The following is a 19,893-nucleotide window of genomic DNA, read 5'->3' as shown; positions in this document are numbered from 1 at the left end:
GGCCGAACACCTCACCGGCGGAGTGGGTCCTCGTGGTGCCGTCGACGTCGCCGAACACCTCCTCGGTCCGCTCCGCACCGCCCCAAATCACCACCTTCCGATCCAGCGGGTTGGCGTAGAAGTCCGGGGCTTTGCTGCGGTAGGTGAGCGTCGCCTTGAAGCGTTGGCCCCCGATGCCGCTGTGAACACCGGTCCATGTCACTTCGGCGTCGTCGAGGTACAGGTCGGTGCGACTGGGGTAGTCGGATCGGTACGCAGGGAGCAGGTTCGGCGTGTCGTAGACGCTCAACACCGTGTCCGCTTGGGCGTCGAATTCGAGGTGCCACACTTGCGTGAGTTCCACGCCGGCGGAGCCGATGCGGATGCGGGGCCAATCCTCTTTTTTTCGCAGGTACGGCATGGTCAGAACTCGACTTGCTCTTGACGCTCGCGACGGGCGGTGTTGTCGGCGATGCGTTCGAGCAATCGGTTTCCGCCACGTTGCTCGGCGAGGAGCTTCTCCTCCACGGTCGCCCCGGCCCGCTGCTGCTGCATACGGGCGAGCTGGGCTTGACCGGCACCGGTGGACAGGTCGATGAGCGACGCGCTGCGGCGATCAATGCTCTCTTCCTCGGCCTCGTCGCCATTGAGTTCGCCGCTGATGCGGCGCTGTTCGCGAACGAACTGGTCGTCGTCGAGCAGCCCGCGGGCGTTGAGGTCGCGAGCCTTGTCGAGTTCTTCTTGAGCACGCTCGGCGGCGGTTTTGTTCCGGTCGACGATGTCGGCTGCGGCTTGCTTGCGATCCAGCTCCAACGCCGCGTCTCGACGCTGGCCGGCAAGCTGCGGGTCGACCCCGTTAGCAATGTCTTTCTGGTACTGAATCTCGGCCCGGTGTTTTCCGAAGTGCTCTAGTTCGATACGTAAATCGTCAAGGTTGTGCTCAACATTGATGGTGATCTGCTTCTGGTCGACCTGTCGTTGGAGCTCGGCAAGGTGCTCCAGTTTCCTGCGGGCTTCGTCGAGTTGCGTCTGATCGAGACCCTGCAACCGCAGTTCTTCTAGCCTGAACTCAATACCTCGACCGTCCATCTCCGCGAGTTGGCGGAGCATGTCGCGCTCCTGCTGTTCCATTTCTAGCTTGAACTTGTACGTAGTCGCCTCGGTGAGCTTGTCTTTTGCATCCTGCAGCTCCTGCATCGTTGCGCCCGCGCGTTTCAGCTCGTCGAGCTTGACCTTGATCTCGCCGTAGCGAAACGCTTCGAGGTCACGGCGGGCGGACTTCAACTCGTCACCGATGCCAGTCGTGATCCGAGTCCGCTTGAGCCTCATCAGTTCGTCACGCAACTCGGCTGCCTGCTCGGAACTGGCGCCGTCGTCAACGGCGACCGCGACCTGTGCGGCGATGTCTCCATGAGTGAGCGCGAAGATTTCGCGCTTGGCCGCGGCGATGCGATCGCTGATGTCTGCACTCTGGCGTAGCTTCACAAACTGCTCGGTCAGTTCACCAACGCGGCGGGCGTCTTCGGGCGTGGCGAAGTTTTCGAGCGCGTCCGCCTCCGCAATCTCGGCGGCGGTCATTCCATACCGATGTATCTCACGCTCCAGCTCGCGAACGCTCTTTGCACCAAGTCTTGCTCCCTCCAGTTTGTTGTAGTGCTGGGCGTATCGCTCAATCTCCGCAATCTCTTGCTCGCTCGCTCCGCTCGGCATCGCCAGTGACACATGCGGTAGATCAATCCGGCGACCCTGTAGCGCGTCGATCTTCTTACGCAGGTCGTCGAGAACCTTGACGGTTTCCTCAACGGCCCCGCTTTGGTCCGGCCGAATGAGGTCGAGGTCTTCCATCGCCGCGACCTCGAACTTCGTCTCGTTGAGCATCGCGTTGAGGGAGTTGAGCCGTCGTTGGGCACTCTCCTTCTGGTCACCGATCGGCGCGGCGTCACGAAGCTGGCGCTGCATCTCGACCTCTTTCGCGAGCTTGTCGATGACCTGCTCACGCAGCAGGATTTGCTCTCCGAGCGGCTTGTTGGCGGCGGTGGCGGCCTCGGCCTGGGCTTGGAGGTTCTGCCGTACGAACCGGCCCGAGCGATCGAGGTTGCTCAACATCTCCTGATAGTCCATCGCGGCTTTCGACGCCCCGAGCAACGCGATGTCGAGGCCCGTGAGTGCGAGACCCGTCTTGACCAGACCACCGGCCATGCTGTAGGCGGCATCGCCATACGCCTCAAACCAGTTCACACCCTCTCGGACGGACCGGTTGGTCGCGATAACCGCAGCGGTCAGTGCTGCACCTACGACAACGACGGCGGCAATCACCGCGGCAACCTTCACCGCGACGGCGGCGACGGCCAGTAGCCCGAACTTCAGCGCGAACAGCACCCCCTTCGCGGCAGACATGGCGACGAACGCGGCGGTCGTGCGGATGACAGCGACGCGGAGCAGAACCATGCCGACGCGCGTGATGACCGCTGCGGCGAAGAAGATCAACATGGCGGACCTGGCGACAACAATCACACGTGCCAGCACCGAAAAGGCGAGCGACAACGCCACCACGCCCACGGCGAGCTTGGCGACCACGATGATCGCCCCACGGTTCTCCTTGACGAACTCGGCGGCCGTGCGGACGTACCCGGCCGCTGATCGCGTCGTGCGTTCGAGCTTTGGGGCCAGCCCCCCGTTGGCCTGCGCCCACTCGTTGAAGTCGGCGGCGACCCGCTCAACCTCGGGCGCGAGGGCGACGGCGAGGATGCGGGCCGTCCCAGTGAACGCGGCCCGCACCCGCGTGATCGAGTCGTTCATCTCCTCGATCCGGCGGGCGTCGGTGCGGGACACGGTGAGCCCGAGCTTCGCGGCCTCGCGATCCACCTCCCGTAGCCCTTCCGATCCCAGCGCAAGGGTGTTGACCAACCGGACGCCCTCACTGTCGAACAACTTGAACGCCAACCGGACACGATCCGTCTGGTTGGGGATGGTCTGCATCACGTCCGCGATCTGGCGAAACGCTCGGTACGGACCGGCCGCCGCTAGCTTGCGGGCGTCGAGGTTCAACTCCAACAACGCGGCTCGGGCTTCCCCTGTTCCGTTCGCGGCCTCGGCGATCCGTCGGGTCATCCGCTGCAAGCCCATGTCGAGCGTGCGGGTGCCGACGCCGGTCAGTTCCGCGGCGTGGTGTAGGCCGGTCAGCTCATGCGTGCCGATGCCGATGACGTCCGCGAACTTGGCGGTTGCGTCGATCGCAGCGAACTGTTGCGTCACGAGCACCGACAAGCCCGCCCCGGCCGCAGCGAACGTGAGGCCCGTGGCGATCGAACCGACGCGCAGCAGCGTCCCGGCGAACTTCCGCGTGATCGCGTCGGTCGCGGCTACAGACCTACCGAACCCGGTGCTTACCGCCTTGGCCTTGGCCATGCCGGCGGCAAACTTCTGGGTGTCGGCGATGAGGTCGATCTTGAGTTTGGCGATGGTCGCCATCAGTCGATCTGGACGTCTCGGGCGGCGGCGGCTTGAGACTCGACGCGTCTCATCTCGGCCTGCTGCTCAAGCTGCTCGGCGGTCGGTGGCGGGTGCCACATGTGGTCGGAAAGCGGCGAGCTTTCGCCTGCGCTTGCGAACACTGCTTGAGTGGTGCGGGCAACGGCGTTGTCCACGCGGTAGCCGCCCCACGGGAACAACTGGTAGTAGATCTGCCATTCGACCCGCTGGCGGGGTGTCAGCAACGTGTCGAGGTGGTCGGGGTGGGGGACGCCGAGCGCGAGGCAAAGCTCGAAGTCGATGCGGCGGTCGGCGTCCCCCCTTAGTTTTCCTCAAGCTCGTCGACGTCGTCGGCGGTCACGCCATTCAGCTTCATGGCGAGGTCGTAGACGCGGCTCAACGCACTGGCCGGCTGCTCGGCCAGCAATTCGACGTCATCGCGGTCGAAGATGCGGTTGCCGTCTGCGTCGCGGAGCACTTCGACGGCGAGGTCGGCCCGCAGATTCTTCTTGCGGACCCGACCTTTCCGGTCGGTGATGCTGTCTTCCCACGCCTCCTTCTCGGCGCTGGTCATGGCGTGGACGTAAACGTCGACGTCCCACTCGGGGACGTGGAGCTTCTGGGCCTTGCGGGGCCGGGTTTGCAGGATGGTGTCTTTGAGACTCATGGTGATGGGTTGAGGGTGGTGGTGCGGGCGTTATGCGGCGGGCGTGTTTCGCGGCTTGCCCTTGCAGCGGACGGTGATCTCGACGTTCATCGGACCGCTGGTCGGCGTCGTGGGGCGACACTTCTTGAGGTAGCCCCAGTACTCGTCGGTGGTGCCGTCGGAGTAGGTGACCTTCCACGCCTTGTCGACGGCGAGGGCGGCCAGCAATGCGGCGTACTCGTCTTTGCGGTAGCGGATCACGGCGGTGAGTTCGCCGTTGGTCTTCCAGTCCTGGCTCGGCTCGGCGTACTGATCCGGGCTCTGGTGCGTGCGGGTTTCGGTCTCCTCGACGTCTTGCTCGGGAGCGGTGTAGCTCTCCAGCTTCGTGAAGGGGGTGTAAGACGCGCTAAGCGCTGCGGCGAGGTCGGGGTAGCCGTCAGCGTCGAGCGTGATGTCGCCCCACGCCAGCACGGCACCAAATCCCTTAGTGTCCTTGGCCATGATGGTCTCCGGTGATTGTGGTTAGTCGACCGCGGCCCAGAGCAGGCGGTAGGTCTGACGAATGTGATAGACGGGAGCGGGCGCTCCGTCGGTAGGTTTGTCGCGGACGACGCGGGTGCCGTCGCAGAACCATGTGCAGTCGATGCCGGCGGCAACGAACTCGCTGCTGTGCAGATGCTTTCGCAGGGCCTCGGAGATGAACCGAGCCTGCGTGTGCGTATCGGCGTAGATGTCGAAGTCGTAGGTGGTGAGCGTGTACTCGCTCGTGCTGCCGTCGACGCCGTCGAAGTGGTCGTCCTCGACCGGCTCGTAAGTGATGGCGGGTCGGCGGTCTCCCTGCCCCAGCACCACGGGGCGGACGCGATCGGCGACCGCGGCCAGCACTTCGGGGCACAACCGGATGCAAGTCAGTACGGCGGTGTCGACGTCAGGCGTCATCGGAGTTTCTGGCCGAGCCGTTGGGCCTCGCTGGTGAGCTTCTCAATGATTTTCGCCTCCGCGACTCGCTCGGCCTCGTCTGACGTTGCATCGAAGGCGTCGTCCATGAAGTGCGATCCGGGAGTGTGCGATCCGTCGCGGTTGCGGTGGCCGTTGTTGACTAGGTGGGCGTAGTGGGCGGGAGTCCGCCGCTCACCCTGATACTCAAAGCTCACCCCACGACGCGGGCCAACCGTGGCGACGACGACGCCGCTGCGGTAGCTCTTGGTTCGCTTACCCATACTCCGCTTCAGTGCCCCGGACTCGCGATTTGCTCGGCTTCGAGCTTCGCGGGAGATGGGCGTTGAGCCCGCAGCCACGCCCGCTCTTGCTGCCTTTCGGACCGACTTTTCTCCGAGCTGCCCAAGCAGCTCGTAGAGCTGGTCGAGGTTGTTGATGGTCATGCTCACAGTTGCTCCGCCTCGCGACACACGGCACGGGTCCAAGTGCGTTTCGAATCGTGCGTGATTCCGATGATGTCGAGCGTCACCGACTGGCCTGCGAAGTGAAAGGCGAGTCGGTCTGTGGATACCACTGATGGACGGAAGCGGAAGTAAACCGTCCACATCGCAGCGGTGGCGGCGCGGGCTGACTCAATCTCCTCTTTGGCTGATTCCGGTCGAACGTCTGCCCACAGTCGAACCGATGGCCGGTACGTGGTGGTGCGCTCGCCGTTGGGCAACTTGTTCGCCTCGGCGGAAAGCACGGTCACCCGGAATCGAAGATCACCGGCATTCATTCGGCTTCGTCGTTGGTCTGCTCATCGTCTTCGGACGTTTGAGCAGGGTTCGGCGGCCGCATTGCCAGCTTCCGCGGCTCGACCGCCTTTGCGATCACGTCTTCGTCAACCGGCTGGGCGATGCCTTGGCGAACCAGCATGTCGCCGTAGTCAATCTCGAACACGCGCTCATCACCGGGTTGCCGCGACTGCCACGGGCGGATGAAGCGGTAGCGTTTCTCGTTGGATTTCATCACAACACGCCTCCAATGCGATGTCGGTTGTAGATTGCGTCGAGGCCATGCTCCACTGCGTGCGTGGGGCGATCGCTGGCACTGTGGCGCATGTCGTAGAGGTGAGCAACGTGCATGAGGATGCCCTGCTTGATGTCGGCCGGGACCGCCTCGGCGTCCCCGTATCCGGCGACATACTCGATTGAGGTCGGCCCCGCGGGTGCGGCCCCGTTGTCGAACAGTGCGATGTCCCGTCCGCCCATCCGGGTGAGCGAAACGCCCGACGCTGCCTCGCCGCCAACGGTCGTTATCTCCGACACCGGCCCACGCGGGAGCCAGTGCGACCGATCGGCCGGGCCTTCGCCGTACTCGGAGTTGAGCGTGCGGCTCACGAGCGACCGCTGCAACTCCGCCTCGGCGTACTCGGTGGCGGCGGCGATCATCTGGAGGATCAGCTCACGCTCCTCGTCGCCGTCCACGCGCATGTGGTCCTTGACCAACGTGTAGCTCACGGGCGTCTCGGCTGGCGGCGTGACGGTGGTGATGTTGATCGGCTGGCGCATCACACCTTCTCCGACTTCGGCGTATCGAGCTGCTGCTTGTCGCCTTTGACCGATGCTTTTGCGCCCTTCGACGCTCGGCCGGTGGGCTTCGGCGGCGTGGCGGTGAACGGCTCGGCGATCTTCTTCTCGACGAACCGCTCGGCGATTTCGTTGGGCAGGTCGTAGGTGTCGCCCTTCTGGTAAGTGCCACGCGGGGTGGCGAGGGCTTGGGTCATCTTCACGATCATTTGCGGCTCCGGGGTGGGGTTACGGCGTGCATACCGCCCGCCAGCGGTCAAGCCGGCGGGTGGGTTGAGGACTACGCGGCGGCGTGCTGGAACACGGCCACGAACGGGTCGTGGAAGTTCTCGTCGCCGTTCTCGAACAGCTCCATGCCGACCTGATCGGGGTGATCCGGCAGTTCGGCGTAGCGTGCCATGCGTTGCGCGGCAGCACCGCTCGTGACATCGCGGATACGCAACGCCTCTGCACTGGCGGCGATGAGCGTCTTGTTGTTGGCGGCCGGGTCCGGCAGAGAGTCGGCCACGAACACCGGCCAGCCCGCCAACCGGTCCAGTTCACCGTCCTTGATGGACGCGACGTACAGGGGGCGGCCCTGGTTGTCGGTGAGGCCCTGAATGGCGAGGGCGAGCTGGTCGCTGATGATGAACACGCCGCTCTCGCGGTGGGCACGCGGCACCGTGTACTTCACCTGGAGGATTTCGAGGTAGGTGATGCCATCGGTGGCGGCCCCGGTGACGACCTGCGTGGCGTTGGCCAGAATCTTGGTCGTCATGTTCGCCTCACGCTGCCGATCGACGCGGCGGTAGAGCTGCGGCTCGATGTACGACATGAGGTTGGTCTGTGTCGCGAGCTGCGTGTTGCTGAACCACACCGCCTTGCTGCGGTGGAGCGGAGCACCGAGCGTGATGCTGGTGATGGCCGGTTCCGCTTCCTTCTCGGTCCGGTCGTTCTCGGCCTCGGGGAACTCCGAAGTGTTGGCCGTGTCGTCGATGAGCGGCTCTTTCCACTCGGCGGTGGAGTCGGTCTGGATTGGGGAGAAGCCGCGGGCGGCGATCGCCTGGCGGTAGGCGTCGGCGGTCCGCTTCACGACCATCGGCGAGCCGATGCGACGCGGCACGAGCACCCCGCCGTTGACGCCGGTGGTGATGGTGAAGCTCTCGTAGTTGTCCGGGCGTTCGCCGGTCCGGACAAACGTCTCGAACTTTGCGACGTCCCGCTCGAACTTCTCCTTGGCATCGGGCTCCTTGGCACCCGGATCATCCGGGAGCTTTGGTGCGGAGGTCACGAGATCGCGAGCCTTCTTCGTGTTGGTGTTGCCGAACGTCTGGAGGTCGAGTTTCGCAAGGTCGGCCTCGCGGTCGTTCGCGTCCTTCATACGGCGGAGCTTCTTGGTGATGCCCTCGAACTTCTCCTTCTCATCGTCGGAAAGTTCGCGGTCCTCCTGTTTCGCGCCGTCGATGATGGCCTGGGCCTTGGTTTTCAGGGCGTCGAACGTCTCACGCTCGCCGTCCTGCGGGTCGGTGGAGTCGTCATCGCCCTCGGACTTGGCATCGCCGGCGTCCTCGAACGTGTGGTAGGTGGGGACGTCGGCCGCAAGGCCGGTGGAGAGAATGGCGGCAAGGGCGGCCGCACGCACAAACGGGTTGCTGTGGGTCATGGTGAACCTGGGGTATGGGGAAACGATGTTCAGGCGACCGCCTGGAGTTCGATGTCGGCCAGCGCCAGCGCCGCCATGTTCCGGCGTGGCGTGGTGCTGGGCGTACCGGGGTCGGGCTGGTCCGGCTCGATCAGTCGGACCGATGACTGCGGGAAGCTCGGGTTGCCGGTGATCGTGATCTCATCCATCACGCACTGGCCGTAGTCCTGAATCTCGATGTCGTCCTCGACGACCCACGACGACTTGGTGATGCTCCAGATGCCGAAGCTGCACCCGACGATGTCTTTGCGGCGGACCAACTCCGCGACGTCGCGGCCGACCGTGGTGTCGGGCAGGTCGAGCGCGAACTTGATGCCGGTCCCGTCGTCCTGGAGTTGGAGCGTCCCGCTGCTGACACGTCCGAGCAGTGCAAGCTCGCTGTGGCCGTAGAGCGCCCGCACGTCACCGTCCTCGGGGTACTTAATCGAACCGGGGGCGAATCGAGCGCGGTAACCACCACGGTCGGCCGACAGAACGTTGTAAAGCAAGGCGTAGCCGGTGAGCTTGCCGGGACTAGGCATCGGGCGTCTCCGTGGGTTCGGGCGGCGTCGGCGGCGTCCCGTCGAAGTCGGCGGGTGCTGGCATCACGAGCTTCTCCGCGGACATGCTGTTGGCCGGAACGCGATACGCTTTCGACCACGGCGTGTTCAACACCGGTCGGTCATCCATTTCGCGTTCTTCGTCGATGTTGGTGAGGCCCTCGCCGAGACGCAGGCGGCTGACTTCCATCCGCGTCTTCGGGTCACCCCGAAGCAGGCCGTCGACGCTGAACTGGACGTAGTAGCCCTGCTCCCGCTCAACGGCGGTGAGCAACTTCCGACGGCACTCCTGCTCGGCCTTGATGATCCAAGGTCGCAAGCTGTACTGAACGGTGTGCCGGTCCATCTCCACCGCATTGCCCCACGTCGCCCGGCCGAAGTCGTAGACGTGGATCGGGGGCACTCGGAGAATCTGGCAAACTTGGTGCTCGCTGATGTTCAGCGTCTCGATGAGCTGGGCGGTTTCCGGGGGTGCCGACAACGTCTTGGCCTTCGCCCCGCCCTGGAGCACGAGCCACTTGCCGGCTTTCTCGGGGCCGCTGTAGTCGTGCTCGACGACACGCTTGATGTCGGCGGCCTGCTCGTCGGTGAGTCTCTTGTCCGACTCGATGACACCCCCGAGCCTCGCCCCATTGGCAAAGAACGCCGTGCCGAACTTCTGGGCGGCCCGGCCGAGCTGCAACGACTCGGCGAGCAGGCGGACCGGGTTGTATCCCTGCATCCCGTCGTAGCCGAGTCCGGGCAGGTGGAACATGTCGCGGGCGAGCACCGGGATCGCCTCGCCGCCGTTCTCGGCCCGTAGCGCGTAGACGGTGCGACCGTTCACGCGGGTCGGCACCACGAGATGCGGGGCGACGTTGAGCAGCTCCGTCGGCTTGCCCGATCGGTCACGTTTGACGAGGGCGTAGCCGTTGCCCCACGACACCGCATGTGCGAACAACGTCTCCCAGAACTGCGCAGCGGTGTTCAGTTCGCTCGGTGACGTGCCGAGCAGCGCCTTGAGGTCGTGGTCGTTGGCCTTCTCTCGCCCGTTGTCAGTTTTCCGCAGCACATGCACGGGTAGCGTGGCCAGCGTGAGGGCGAGGAAGCTCACGCCGCTGAAGAACGCGGGGATCCCCATCGCCGTCGCCTCGCTCATCGGCGTCATCGACTGCGTCGGGTCGCCGATGCGGTTGACCGGGTAGATCACCGTGGCGAACTTCTCGCGGAGTGCGTTGATGATGCTCATCAGATGACCATGACGGCGACGCCGTCGGATTCAGCGGGGTCATGGAGTGCGACGCGGGACAGGCCAAAAAGCATCGCCATGAACCCGTCGATCTTCTTGGCGCGGTTGCCCTCGTACTTGCCCCGGGCGGCGTGCTTCACGGGCCGGATGTTCCCGTTGTTGTCAGCGACGACTTCGACGTTGCCGGCCTGCCAGCGGAGCAGCGGGTCGTGATCGAGCGTGATGCTGCCGGCCTTCATTCGGTTGGAGAGCTCGATCATCGCGGGGTTGAGTCCAACCGTGGTCTGCTGCACGGCGATGCAGGGCAGGCCCATGTCCTCCAGCCCGTTGGTCAACCGTCCGGCCTTGTGACGGTCGAAAGCCACGGCGCGGACGTCGTTGTCGGCGGCTTGGGCGGCGATGTGGTCCTCGATCTCCGTCTCGCTGATGGTCGCGGTCGGGATGATGGTCAGCCGGTGCTTGCGGGCCCAAGCGTGGTACGGCGTCCCGTCCTGCTGTTGGTAATCGTCGGCCTTCTTGCGCGTGATCCACGCCCAGGTCCGCACGTAGACGTGATCGGCGTCGGGGTCGTACCAGACATTGCCGGTGGCGGTGAGGTCGTCGCTCGTCGACAGGTCGAAGCCGACGTAGCACTCCATCTGGGCCAGCTCGTCGTCGGGCGGCAAGTCACCCGTGCATCGGTCCCACAAGTCCATGTCCGTCCAGCCTGCGGCGGTCTGCGTCCACACGCCCAGGTAGAGCCGGGCGTTTCGAGGTTGCAGCGCTGGCGTCTCCCGGGCCTTGTCCCACTCGCGGCGGATGTCCTCCAGCTTCACGATCGAACCGATGCCCGGATGAACCCGCTGCCAGAGCGTCTCGTTGAACCAGTGCTTCGGGTCGGGGTCGACGGGGCCGAACACCGCCGGGTAAAACGTCGTCTCCGACGACTCGCCCTTGAGCACGTTCTCCGCCCGCGTTCGCAGTTCGTAGCACACGCTGTTGCGATCGACGCCGGCGTTGGTGAGCCAAAGCATCAAGCACTCCCGCTTGGCGGCGGCGGAGCTGATGCTGTCGTAGAGCTCGCGGTCGCTCCACTCGTGAATCTCGTCGCCGATGACCAACGGCCCCGGCTTCAAACCGTGCTTGCCCTCTGCCCTGCCGGACAACACCTGCATCACGCTACCGGTCTTGCGGTGGTTGAGGTGGTAGCGTTTCGACTCGATCGCCTTGGTCAGACGCGGGTGGGCTTTCGCCATCCGCTTCGCGGCGTCAACGGCGATCGACGACTGGAGCGTGTTGCCGGCGACGCAGTAGACCTCCGCCCCGGCGACGCCTTCGCCGGCGAGCCCGTAGAGGCCCAGCGCCGCACCCCACGGGGTCTTGCCACTGCCCTTCGGCCCCTCGATGTAGCCCTCGCTGAACCGCTTGCGTCCGTCACTACGGCGACGCCAGCCCCAAAGGTCGCGGATGATCGTCTTCTGCCACTCGTCGAGCAGGAACGGCTTGCCGGCGAAGTCCCCGGTGTAGTGCCGGCAGAACGTCTCGATGAACTTGATCGGGTGTTCGGCCCTCTCGGCGTCGAAGTAGTACCGGTCGTCATCGACCAATCCCTCCCGCCAAGCCTCCCACCGATCCCGCCACGTTTCCGGGCAGGATTCAGAGGTTGCTGAACTCGTCGTCGCTGTTGTCATCGTCTTCGGTGACCATGCCGAGTCGCACGCGGGCGCTGGGCGTGAGTCCGAACTCGGGGAGCAGCACCTTGATCCGCTCCCACGCCGACCGCTGCACGCTCATGTACGGGCTTTGTATCGGGACGCCCTGGGCGCTCTTGATCACGGTGCCGTACTTGGCGATCTCCCCCTCGGCGTGGTCGTACTGCGCGAGGGCGCTGGCGAGCACGGCAAGGGCATCGACGTCTGCATCGGTGAGGATGCGGTGCGGTGTGAGCAGCTTCGTGAGCGCCCGGAACTTCGCCGCCGCTTGCTTACCCAGCGACTTGGGCACGGTCGGCGTCTTCGAGTTGCGGTCCGGTTTCGGCTTAGGCTTGCGGCCTCGGGTACTCATGCGTTTCCGGCGGCGTCGATCGCGTCGGTGATGTAGTCGCGGTAGAAACGGAACACACGGGAACTGCCCTCGATCGCCACCTGCTCGACGTTGCGGCATGACCGCAGATTCGCCGAACCGTGGTAGGTGACCGTCCGACCGTTGGGCAGCTTGCACGCCAGAATCTTCGCGTGGTTGCGGGGTGCGGCGATCCGCATGCCTCGGCTCCGCAGCGCCTCGGCGAGCTGCGGATAGATGCTGTCCGGTGTTGCGGCGTAGTAGGTGCTGGCGATCATCTCGACGCGGCCGATCTTGCCATTGTCGATGGCGGTGATGAGCGCGTCGGCGTTGCGGTCGTTGAAGCCGAGCGTGGCGATGTAGAGCGTCTTGATGCCACCGGCGAGCTGGATGGTCGCGTCGACCCACGCCCAACCGTCGATGGTCGCGGCGATGAGCACCTGGATGGACTCATCGGGTCCGGGCAGCGTGCCGATCAGCTCGGCGGCACGGTTCGCGTGCTTGAGCATCCGGGTGCGGTGGCGGCGTCCCTTCTCGCGGAAGCTGCGGTCGGCACCGATGCCCAGCGGCACGGCGGCGTGGTTCCGGTCTGACCGCTTACCGGTGGGGCATTTGAGCCCGGTGAGCGGGAGCGACTTGAGTTTCAGGTCGGCGACGGCGGTTGGCACGGGTCGATGCGCCGATTTTTGAGACGGCGGAAATAGATCACGAAGAAAAAAACAGGGCGGGTTTGGTCTGGAAGACTCGGCTGAAAAGTTGCCGACCCCCTACCCCCTGCGGGTCGGCTTCCGATGGCCCGCCAGCCCCTCACGACGCTCCCGTGCGGTCTTTCGGCGGTGACAGGCCGTGCATAGCGGCTGGAGGTTGTCCCGGTCGAACGGGTCGCCGCCAGCGGCCAGCGGCTTGATGTGGTCGACGTCGGTGGCGAACTCACGCGAGCACTCGCGACAGATCGGCTCGGCTTCGAGTACTTCGGCACGCACCACCTGCCACTGCTTGCTGTTGTAGATCGCCTTGCGACGTGCATGGTCCGCGTCTCGGGCGGCGTCGTGCTTGCGATGCTCGGGCTCGGCCTTGCCTGCGTGCTTCGGGCAGTAGCCACGCTCGGTGAGCAGGCGAGGGCATCCGGGATGGCGGCAAGCGTGACGTGGCATCAGTCGGTACGAAAGTCCCGCATGGTCAGTCGTGCATCGTCCGGAATGCGGAAGTGGCCGAAAACGTGTCTGTCTTCCGGTGATGGATTCGTTTTCGCCTGCCCATTGTTTGTGTACTTGGGAGGCGGCGGCGGTGATGGCCGCGGCTTCGGACTTGGCGGTGCGGGCTGGGGTGCTTGAGCTGGCATCAGGTGGCAATCACGATTGATCGGACGGCGGTGCTCGCCTCGGCTTGTACCGTCACGCTCTCCCGCACGTCACCGGCCTCGACGTCGGCGGTCGAGTTGTGCGGCAGGATCAGCGTGGCCACGCCGGCGGCGTCGGTCGTGCGGGTCTGGGTCTTGGCGTAGGCGTGGCCGACGTCGTCGTGAGCCGTGCGGGTGATCGTGGCCGTGATCTCGACACCGGCAAGCGGCTGGCCGTCGGCATCGGTCGCAAGGTACGGAACGTTGGTGAATCCCGCAGGTGCGGGCTCGGCCGTCGCCGTGGCGGTCAGCGTAATCAGCTTCGTCGCGTTGTCGCCATCGACCTCGACGGCATCGGTGATGCTGTCGTAGCCCGTGGCTTTGACGATCAGTGCGTAGATATCGTCCGACACCCCGACGGTGGCCTGCCCGTTGACGTCGGTCTGCACCACCGCGTGGCGGACACCTGCCGATGTCTGCACGGTGATGGTGGCACCGCTCACGTTGCCACCGGTGCTGGTCACGTTGACCGTGAGCAGGTGGTCACCGGCACCTGTTCCGACAGGGAAGTCGAACCCGGTGAGCGTGCGATTACCAGCGCTCCACGTTGCCGCGGGGACGCCCGATACGGCGGCATCAATCATCCGCACCCCCGGCGAGCACTCGGCCACGCCGGTCGGAAGCGGATGCAACCGAGCGGCCACCGACCCGGCCCCGTCGGCGAACGCCGCATCGGGCATGTCCACCAGCCACGCTGCCCCGCCCGCAAGGTTGGCGATCCCGCCATCGACGTGAGTCGCCCCCAGCGTTTTGAGCGTGGCCGATGCTCCGTCCACCCAGGTGCCGCCGTCACGCAGGTACTGCACCTTGGTCGCGTTGTCGGTCAGGTCCGACGCGTCGATCGACGTCACGGGCACGCCCTCATCGTCGTACAACGCGACGACCATGCGGCCGTCGGTCGTTCCTGGTGGGATAGACCCAATCACGGCAGCAATCCGCCTTCCCCGGTCACGAGGGCCGGCGTGCGACGACCGCCACCACCGAACGGCGGGAGCAGTGCAGCGGGCCCGACGCCGCCGGCCACCGTTGACGGGTCGTAGCCAGTGTCGGTCGTGAACAGGATGCGGTCGTGCTTGAGCAGCGGCTCGCGAAGCTGAATCCGCAGCGTCACGTCCCCGGCGAGCGTGAGCTTGTCCCCCGAGAAGCGGCTGTCCTCCCACCCCCAGCCCGACGCGAAGCCGTTGAATCGGTGGCGTGCGAAGATGCCGACGGGCGTGCCTCCGGTGGCCCCGACCAACGTGGTGTCGTGACCGGCCTCATCCTCGTCGCGGTGCGTGCGGAGCCAGACGCGGTAGTCGCCGGTGGGGACGTCGGTCAGCTCGAACTCGGCGTAAGGCGCGTCGGCCGCTTCCCATGTGCTGTAGATGCTGGCGAACCCGTTGGGCTTCACCGCCTGCAACGCACTCTCGGACGGGGTGTTGACCGTGGTGAGCTCAAGATCGCCGTCCGGTCCGCTCGCGATGCGGGTGGCATGCTCCACCTCAAGGCAGATCGGACCCGACGCCGGGGCGGTGTAGATGTAGTTGGAGCCGGCCGGGGCGGTCATCAGTCGGTCACCTTCGGCAGTGCGGGTAGACCGGTAAGCCGGCCATCGACATGGGCTTGGGCCACCGTCCGGGCGTCGGCGAGCCACGTGTCGGCGATCGTCCGTCGATCGGCTCGGGCTTCCTCGTCGGCGAGTTGCGAACGGGCCGCGTCGACATCCTCGGCCGTGACGGGCGGACCGAGCACCAACGCGGTCAGCATCGCCGCGTCGCTGGGCTGCAACGCCCCGCCTTCGACGAGCTGTTGAACCACGCCCAGTGTCGATGCGTCGCCAAGGTTGAGGCCCTTTTCGCTATTACGAAGACGGTGGTCGGCGATCTCCACGAGCGGATCGGCGGCGGCCGCAGCCTTGAGCCCCCCGACGATGCGACGCGCCGCGGCGATGCCGTCGGCACCGTGGTCGGCGGCGAGCCGGCTGATGAGCGTCTCGGGGGTCACCCAGAGGGTCCGGGCACGGCTGAAATCGGCGTTGTAGGCCGAAGCCGCTGCCGCGTCGTCGTCCGATGCTTGTCCGTCGGCGATGTAGTCCTTGAGGGTCATCGTCCCTGATCCTCCATGCACACCTGCCGCCAGAGTCGGATCATGTCGCCGGCGGCCTCGACCGCCTCGGCGTCGGAGTTGGCCTGTAACCACACGATCGGCTGACCGCCCACGTCACGCAGGGCACGGAGCTGGGCCGCCTGGTAGGCGTCCGGGATGCGGACGCGGCGGTCACCCTTGCTGATGCCGCGCTGGTACGGCGAGACGAAGTAGACGATCGGCAGGCCCCACTCGGCCGCCTCGGCCAGCTTGGCCGCGTTGGCCGCCCCGAACTGCTCGGGGGTGAGCTTGTGCCAGTAGTACGAGTAACCGACCGGCGCGGCGTAGTCGACCATGTCCCGCAGCAACTCGTGCGGGTCGCGCTTCGCGGCGATGCGGTCCTGGTTGATGCGTGTCCAGCGCTGGGCGGTCGCCTTGTTGCGGGGACGCTCCAGGGCCGGCTTGAGCCGCTGTATCTCCTCGTGGTGGGCCAGTGGTCCGCCGGGGTAGTCGTAGGCGGCGATCGGCTCGTAGGGGTGGATCTGGCGTAGCTGGCGGATGAGGGCCGCGTTGACCTCCGCGTCGTCCCGCTCGTAGTCGAGGATGAGCAGGCCGGGCAGCAGGTGCCGGTTCGCCAGGGCCACGCCGGCGTCGGCGGATGGACCCGCGATCTGCCTCGGGTACCGACTCGTGACGTGGCCGGCGAGCACGTCGATATCGATAGCGAAGCCGGCATCGGCCAGCGCGTCGACGTTGGTGAGCGCGGGCAGGACGTGTGGGCCGGCGTCGGTATCGACGCGTGTCACATGGTCGGAGGCCGCGACGCCGAGGCCGGCGAGCAACGTGAGGATCAAGGCGATGGTTTTCATCGTGAGGGGTGTGGGTCAGGCGGCGAGGAGCGTGACGTTGTCCCACGTCGCACCACGCTCCAGGCGGATGCGGTCACGCGGGATATCGGTGGTGACGTTGGGAGCACGGAACCCGGACCGTCCGGACTTCTTGGTGTTGCGATCGCCCCCGCTGATCACCAGCAGCGGCTCGTCGTCGGGGACGTCGACAAAGGTGTTGCCGGTCACGACCGCGTCTTCGACGTTGTCACCGACGAAGATGTTGGCGTGGGTCAGGCGGTTGCCGATCGCCCTGGCACCCCGGATGCGGTCGGAGGGGTCGGCCGACTCGGGGTTGGCGTGGGGCCAGAACGCGATACCGCTCTGCGTCCGCTTGCAGAGGTTGACGATCGTGTTGTCGCGGGCTTCCTTGTCGTCGCCGGCGGCGAAGCGGATGCCGCCTTTGTCCGGGTTGGCGATCCATCCGGTGCAGCCGATGACCCGGTGGCCATTGCCGTAGCCGCGGAGCAGCGCCTCCCACTGGGACGGCCAGAACCGGCAGCCCTGGATGAGCAACTCGTCGACCGGGCCCTTGCCCGCCCAAGCCTCGTCGGCAGCACTCCCGAGCCAGATCGGGTACCGCGACTGCCCGATGAAGTCGCAGTCGATGATCTTGATGTCACGCCGGGCCCAGCCAAGGTCGACGCCGTTGCGACCGCCGGCGAACTGCCGCCTTTCGATCCGCTCGCCGGGCTTCGGCTTGTAGCCCTCGTCGGTCGGCGGCTTCCACTCCTCGCGCAAAGCCGGCATCTTGATGTCGCCCAGGACCTTCGCGAGCACCTCCGCCATCTCGGTCACGCGGAAGTTGCTCTGGTGGGCGAACTCGGTGAGCTGGTCACGCGTCGGGCCCGGCGGCAGTGTTCCGATGGCCTCAAGGCCACGCTGGAAGTTCGCCTGCTGCTGGCGCTGGTGTTCGGCTGCGGTGACGAGCGGGTCTTTGGCGGTCACTTGTCCTCCTGCCTCTGATGTTGTTTCAGGTCGCCGACGTCACGCTGGAGCATGAGCACGTCGGTTCGCAACGCGGTGAACCAGGGCATCCGGGCCTTCTGTTCCTCCAAGACCTGCAAGAGGGTGGCGGCAACTTGGCCGATCTCTTTGTAGATCGCCTTCGAGAACGCCTCTTGGTCTTTGCTTGTCCACCGATCTTTCGACGCTTCGGCGAGTTCGCTCTTGAGTTCCGCGATCTGCTTGATCGTGTACTCGGCACTAACCTCGGCACGGTCCTGGCGAGACTCGACGCTGTCGATCGCCTTGTCCGTGGCGACGAACTGGCCGATCAGCAGCACGAGGATCCCGGTGGCGTACTTCAGCAACTCCCAGGCACTTTTCTTGGTGGAATCGGACATGGCTCAAGTACCCGGCATGCGGGTCACACGCTGCTCGGATGGGCGGAGCTTCGGGGGCTCGGTGAAGCCCTCTGGCTGCTGCGGCTCAATCTGCGCGTCGTCGAAGTCGATGTCCGTCGCCTCACTGTTGGCGAACGGTCCGGCCGGCGGATCAAACCGAACCGGCGGCGTGGTGGCAGCGGGTGCGGCGTTGACGACGGCGAGCAACGCTTCGCTCCCGCCGGCGGTGATCTGGGCGAGCACGACCCGCAACGCGTTGGTCGCGAGGGACTGGACGATGCGGGTGATCCGGTCCTGAAACTCCACCGTTTTGATCGCCCGGACGCTCTTGAGCATGGCGATGGCGGCGCGCTGGTCCTGTTCGATCTGGTCGGATTCGAGGTGGAACGCGGGGTCGAAGCGGGCCAGCTCCAGCGCGGCGAGCCGCGTTGCGGCGTAGTCCACGGCGCGTGCGTCGAGTGCGTTGAGCTTGAGTCCCTTGACGGACTCAATGGCTTCCCGCTTCGCTTGGTCGGCGATGACGGCGGCGGAGTCGGCGATGGTGTTGAAGTCGAAGCTCATCGGTAGCGATCCAGTTCACGGCCCCATGCGTTGAGCCATTCGAGGATGCCGACGCTGCGGGGCGTGAACAGCGCGTCGACCTGGCCCTCGTCGTCGGCGATCTGGGCGTAGTCCTCGATCAGCGGACGGGATTGGTCGTAGACGGTGATCTCGGCGTCGACGTCCTCCACCTCGCCGGCGTCGATGCGGGCGATGATGCCCTCGGCCTGCGGGCGATGCGGGGTGTCCCGCTCGACGTACTCGGCCAGATACCCGCGGTTGGCGGCGAGGTTCGCGTCGCTCGACTCTTGGCGAGCCTTGGCGGCGCAGCCGGTTGCGAACGTGGCGGCCATGAGGGCGAGGGTGATAATGGCGAAAACGCGGCGGGCGTGGGTGATCGGGTTCATCGGCTTCGTTTCCACTGTTCGAACTCGGGCATGAGGTGATCGTTCTGGCGGTGCCACTGGCGAAGCGGTGCCAACTCGGCCTCCAGCGCGGCGACCTTCGCGTCACGCTGATTGATCTCGCCCTAGTACATCGCCTCGGTCTTGGCCTTCTCGGCCCGCTTCCGCTCGACGGTGGCCTCGGCCAGTTCGGCGCGGGCAACCGCGGCGGCGTGCTCATCGGCGGGGACGGTGCCTCGGATGACCTTGGCGTAGTCGATCGCGCCTTGGACGATGGTGAACACGCACACGATCAGGGCGATGATCCAGCACTTGGTCACCGACACGTCGTTGAGGTACGCGATCGCGGCGGTGACGCCACCGTTCACGATGAACTTGCGGGACACGAACTTCCCGAAGTCGACGGCCGGTTCAGTTGGGGATGCGGACGCGGTCACGCGGCGGTGGTGGCGAGCAATCCGTCAGTCAACGCGACGGTGCGGGGCTTGGGCGGTGGCCGACGTCGGCGGAGCTTCGGGGCGTAGACCTTGGCCTCACTCCAGCGGCGTTCGATGGTCCGCTCGGACACGTCCAACACCTCGGCGGCTTCGGCGTCAGATTTACCTTCGACCGCGATCAGGTGAATGGTCTTGAGGTGGTCAAGGGACAACGCCATCTACCTCTATGCAGGTGAGCGTCAAGAATATCGGAGCGTTTCGCCCATGATCGCTGAATCCACGCCAGAAACGCGGATTTTGGCGTTGAACTTTTTCCAGATTTTCAGCGGGACGGCCTCGGCGATGCTCCCGCCGCAGTCGGCGGCCCAGCCCTCGCGGATGAACATGAGCCGGCACTGCATGTCGAGCTTGGCCCACCATTTCCGGGCCTCGGGGTGCTCGCGCAAGTTGTACCAGCCGGCGGCGGCGAGCTGCGTGGCGATCGGATCGTCGCCGGTCAGTAGCTTCTCGACCAGGCGGAGAAGACGCTTCACGGCACGCTCGGCGGCGGCGTCGAGCGGTTCGTCGGCGACCTTGGTATCGGCAGCCTGCTGATCGCGTTTGTTGGCCCACTCCGAAAACTCAATCCAGTCCTCGTCGAGGGGCATCGAGCCCCCGCCGTAGCCAGCTGGTTTGAGTTGGGGTGCCCGGCGATTCACTTCGCTCATGGTACTGCGTCCGTG

General features: G+C 65.7%; 29 protein-coding genes. All 29 read right to left on the bottom strand.

The window, feature by feature from the left end:
• On the bottom strand, positions 1 to 400 hold a 400-nt coding region (locus tag AAGD32_05375), incomplete at its 3' end, for a hypothetical protein (GenBank protein MEM8873673.1).
• A 2-nt stretch (positions 401 to 402) separates the two neighbouring features.
• Entirely contained in the window at positions 403 to 3,450 is a 3,048-nt protein-coding gene (locus tag AAGD32_05370) for a hypothetical protein (GenBank protein ID MEM8873672.1), read from the bottom strand.
• On the bottom strand, positions 3,450 to 3,695 hold the full coding sequence (locus AAGD32_05365) for a hypothetical protein (protein MEM8873671.1): 246 nt from the start codon (positions 3,693 to 3,695) through the stop codon (positions 3,450 to 3,452). The genes AAGD32_05370 and AAGD32_05365 overlap by 1 nt, the downstream gene beginning before the upstream one ends.
• Positions 3,696 to 3,772: 77 nt before the next feature.
• Positions 3,773 to 4,117, bottom strand: a complete 345-nt coding sequence (locus AAGD32_05360) for a hypothetical protein (protein MEM8873670.1) — start codon at positions 4,115 to 4,117, stop codon at positions 3,773 to 3,775.
• A gap of 30 nt (positions 4,118 to 4,147) precedes the next feature.
• On the bottom strand, positions 4,148 to 4,597 hold the full coding sequence (locus AAGD32_05355; protein ID MEM8873669.1) for a phage tail tube protein: 450 nt from the start codon (positions 4,595 to 4,597) through the stop codon (positions 4,148 to 4,150).
• 21 nt (positions 4,598 to 4,618) lie between these two features.
• Positions 4,619 to 5,035 carry a DUF3168 domain-containing protein gene (locus AAGD32_05350; GenBank protein ID MEM8873668.1) on the bottom strand — a complete coding sequence of 139 codons (417 nt, stop codon included), beginning with the start codon at positions 5,033 to 5,035 and terminating at the stop codon, positions 4,619 to 4,621.
• Entirely contained in the window at positions 5,032 to 5,478 is a 447-nt protein-coding gene (locus AAGD32_05345) for an HK97-gp10 family putative phage morphogenesis protein (protein MEM8873667.1), read from the bottom strand. Before AAGD32_05345 ends, AAGD32_05350 begins: the two co-directional genes overlap by 4 nt.
• Before the next feature lie 2 nt (positions 5,479 to 5,480).
• Positions 5,481 to 5,813 carry a head-tail adaptor protein gene (locus AAGD32_05340; protein ID MEM8873666.1) on the bottom strand — a complete coding sequence of 111 codons (333 nt, stop codon included), beginning with the start codon at positions 5,811 to 5,813 and terminating at the stop codon, positions 5,481 to 5,483.
• Positions 5,810 to 6,046: a hypothetical protein gene (locus tag AAGD32_05335; protein MEM8873665.1), complete on the bottom strand. Its 237-nt coding sequence runs from the start codon at positions 6,044 to 6,046 to the stop codon at positions 5,810 to 5,812. The genes AAGD32_05340 and AAGD32_05335 overlap by 4 nt, the downstream gene beginning before the upstream one ends.
• Positions 6,046 to 6,588: a head-tail connector protein gene (locus tag AAGD32_05330; GenBank protein MEM8873664.1), complete on the bottom strand. Its 543-nt coding sequence runs from the start codon at positions 6,586 to 6,588 to the stop codon at positions 6,046 to 6,048. Before AAGD32_05330 ends, AAGD32_05335 begins: the two co-directional genes overlap by 1 nt.
• Entirely contained in the window at positions 6,588 to 6,803 is a 216-nt protein-coding gene (locus tag AAGD32_05325; protein ID MEM8873663.1) for a hypothetical protein, read from the bottom strand. The genes AAGD32_05330 and AAGD32_05325 overlap by 1 nt, the downstream gene beginning before the upstream one ends.
• Before the next feature lie 83 nt (positions 6,804 to 6,886).
• On the bottom strand, positions 6,887 to 8,248 hold the full coding sequence (locus AAGD32_05320) for a phage major capsid protein (GenBank protein ID MEM8873662.1): 1,362 nt from the start codon (positions 8,246 to 8,248) through the stop codon (positions 6,887 to 6,889).
• Between the two features lie 29 nt (positions 8,249 to 8,277).
• On the bottom strand, positions 8,278 to 8,808 hold the full coding sequence (locus AAGD32_05315; protein MEM8873661.1) for an HK97 family phage prohead protease: 531 nt from the start codon (positions 8,806 to 8,808) through the stop codon (positions 8,278 to 8,280).
• On the bottom strand, positions 8,801 to 10,054 hold the full coding sequence (locus tag AAGD32_05310; protein MEM8873660.1) for a phage portal protein: 1,254 nt from the start codon (positions 10,052 to 10,054) through the stop codon (positions 8,801 to 8,803). Before AAGD32_05310 ends, AAGD32_05315 begins: the two co-directional genes overlap by 8 nt.
• Positions 10,054 to 11,640, bottom strand: a complete 1,587-nt coding sequence (locus AAGD32_05305; GenBank protein MEM8873659.1) for a terminase TerL endonuclease subunit — start codon at positions 11,638 to 11,640, stop codon at positions 10,054 to 10,056. The genes AAGD32_05310 and AAGD32_05305 overlap by 1 nt, the downstream gene beginning before the upstream one ends.
• A 49-nt stretch (positions 11,641 to 11,689) precedes the next feature.
• Positions 11,690 to 12,037, bottom strand: coding sequence for a phage terminase small subunit P27 family (locus tag AAGD32_05300; GenBank protein MEM8873658.1), 348 nt, complete (start codon positions 12,035 to 12,037; stop codon positions 11,690 to 11,692).
• Positions 12,038 to 12,093: 56 nt separating this feature from the next.
• Entirely contained in the window at positions 12,094 to 12,762 is a 669-nt protein-coding gene (locus AAGD32_05295; GenBank protein ID MEM8873657.1) for a hypothetical protein, read from the bottom strand.
• A 99-nt stretch (positions 12,763 to 12,861) separates the two neighbouring features.
• Positions 12,862 to 13,248, bottom strand: coding sequence for an HNH endonuclease signature motif containing protein (locus tag AAGD32_05290; protein MEM8873656.1), 387 nt, complete (start codon positions 13,246 to 13,248; stop codon positions 12,862 to 12,864).
• Positions 13,249 to 13,435: 187 nt separating this feature from the next.
• Positions 13,436 to 14,380, bottom strand: coding sequence for a hypothetical protein (locus tag AAGD32_05285; GenBank protein MEM8873655.1), 945 nt, complete (start codon positions 14,378 to 14,380; stop codon positions 13,436 to 13,438).
• Between the two features lie 35 nt (positions 14,381 to 14,415).
• Complete coding sequence (locus AAGD32_05280; protein MEM8873654.1) at positions 14,416 to 15,039, bottom strand: hypothetical protein; 624 nt, start codon at positions 15,037 to 15,039, stop codon at positions 14,416 to 14,418.
• The gene (locus AAGD32_05275; GenBank protein ID MEM8873653.1) at positions 15,039 to 15,578 is read right to left on the bottom strand and encodes a hypothetical protein; all 540 of its coding nucleotides are present in this window, start codon (positions 15,576 to 15,578) and stop codon (positions 15,039 to 15,041) included. The genes AAGD32_05280 and AAGD32_05275 overlap by 1 nt, the downstream gene beginning before the upstream one ends.
• Positions 15,575 to 16,426, bottom strand: coding sequence for a hypothetical protein (locus AAGD32_05270; protein MEM8873652.1), 852 nt, complete (start codon positions 16,424 to 16,426; stop codon positions 15,575 to 15,577). The genes AAGD32_05275 and AAGD32_05270 overlap by 4 nt, the downstream gene beginning before the upstream one ends.
• 15 nt (positions 16,427 to 16,441) lie before the next feature.
• Positions 16,442 to 17,392 carry a hypothetical protein gene (locus AAGD32_05265; protein MEM8873651.1) on the bottom strand — a complete coding sequence of 317 codons (951 nt, stop codon included), beginning with the start codon at positions 17,390 to 17,392 and terminating at the stop codon, positions 16,442 to 16,444.
• A complete protein-coding gene (locus tag AAGD32_05260) occupies positions 17,389 to 17,790 on the bottom strand; it encodes a hypothetical protein (GenBank protein ID MEM8873650.1) in 402 nt (133 codons plus the stop codon). Before AAGD32_05260 ends, AAGD32_05265 begins: the two co-directional genes overlap by 4 nt.
• A 3-nt stretch (positions 17,791 to 17,793) precedes the next feature.
• Positions 17,794 to 18,351 (bottom strand): hypothetical protein, encoded by a 558-nt coding sequence (locus tag AAGD32_05255; protein ID MEM8873649.1) that lies wholly within the window; start codon positions 18,349 to 18,351, stop codon positions 17,794 to 17,796.
• On the bottom strand, positions 18,348 to 18,737 hold the full coding sequence (locus AAGD32_05250; GenBank protein MEM8873648.1) for a hypothetical protein: 390 nt from the start codon (positions 18,735 to 18,737) through the stop codon (positions 18,348 to 18,350). Before AAGD32_05250 ends, AAGD32_05255 begins: the two co-directional genes overlap by 4 nt.
• 122 nt (positions 18,738 to 18,859) lie before the next feature.
• Positions 18,860 to 19,171, bottom strand: coding sequence for a hypothetical protein (locus tag AAGD32_05245; protein ID MEM8873647.1), 312 nt, complete (start codon positions 19,169 to 19,171; stop codon positions 18,860 to 18,862).
• Positions 19,168 to 19,389 carry an ECF-type sigma factor gene (locus tag AAGD32_05240; protein ID MEM8873646.1) on the bottom strand — a complete coding sequence of 74 codons (222 nt, stop codon included), beginning with the start codon at positions 19,387 to 19,389 and terminating at the stop codon, positions 19,168 to 19,170. Before AAGD32_05240 ends, AAGD32_05245 begins: the two co-directional genes overlap by 4 nt.
• A 21-nt stretch (positions 19,390 to 19,410) precedes the next feature.
• Positions 19,411 to 19,878, bottom strand: a complete 468-nt coding sequence (locus tag AAGD32_05235; protein ID MEM8873645.1) for a hypothetical protein — start codon at positions 19,876 to 19,878, stop codon at positions 19,411 to 19,413.
• Positions 19,879 to 19,893: the final 15 nt, after the last annotated feature.

This window comes from Planctomycetota bacterium, from assembly GCA_039182125.1.
In the GTDB taxonomy this organism is placed as follows: Bacteria; Planctomycetota; Phycisphaerae; order Tepidisphaerales; family Tepidisphaeraceae; genus JBCDCH01.
Note: the sequence above shows the minus strand (reverse complement) of the source record. Positions and strands in the feature narration are given on the sequence as shown.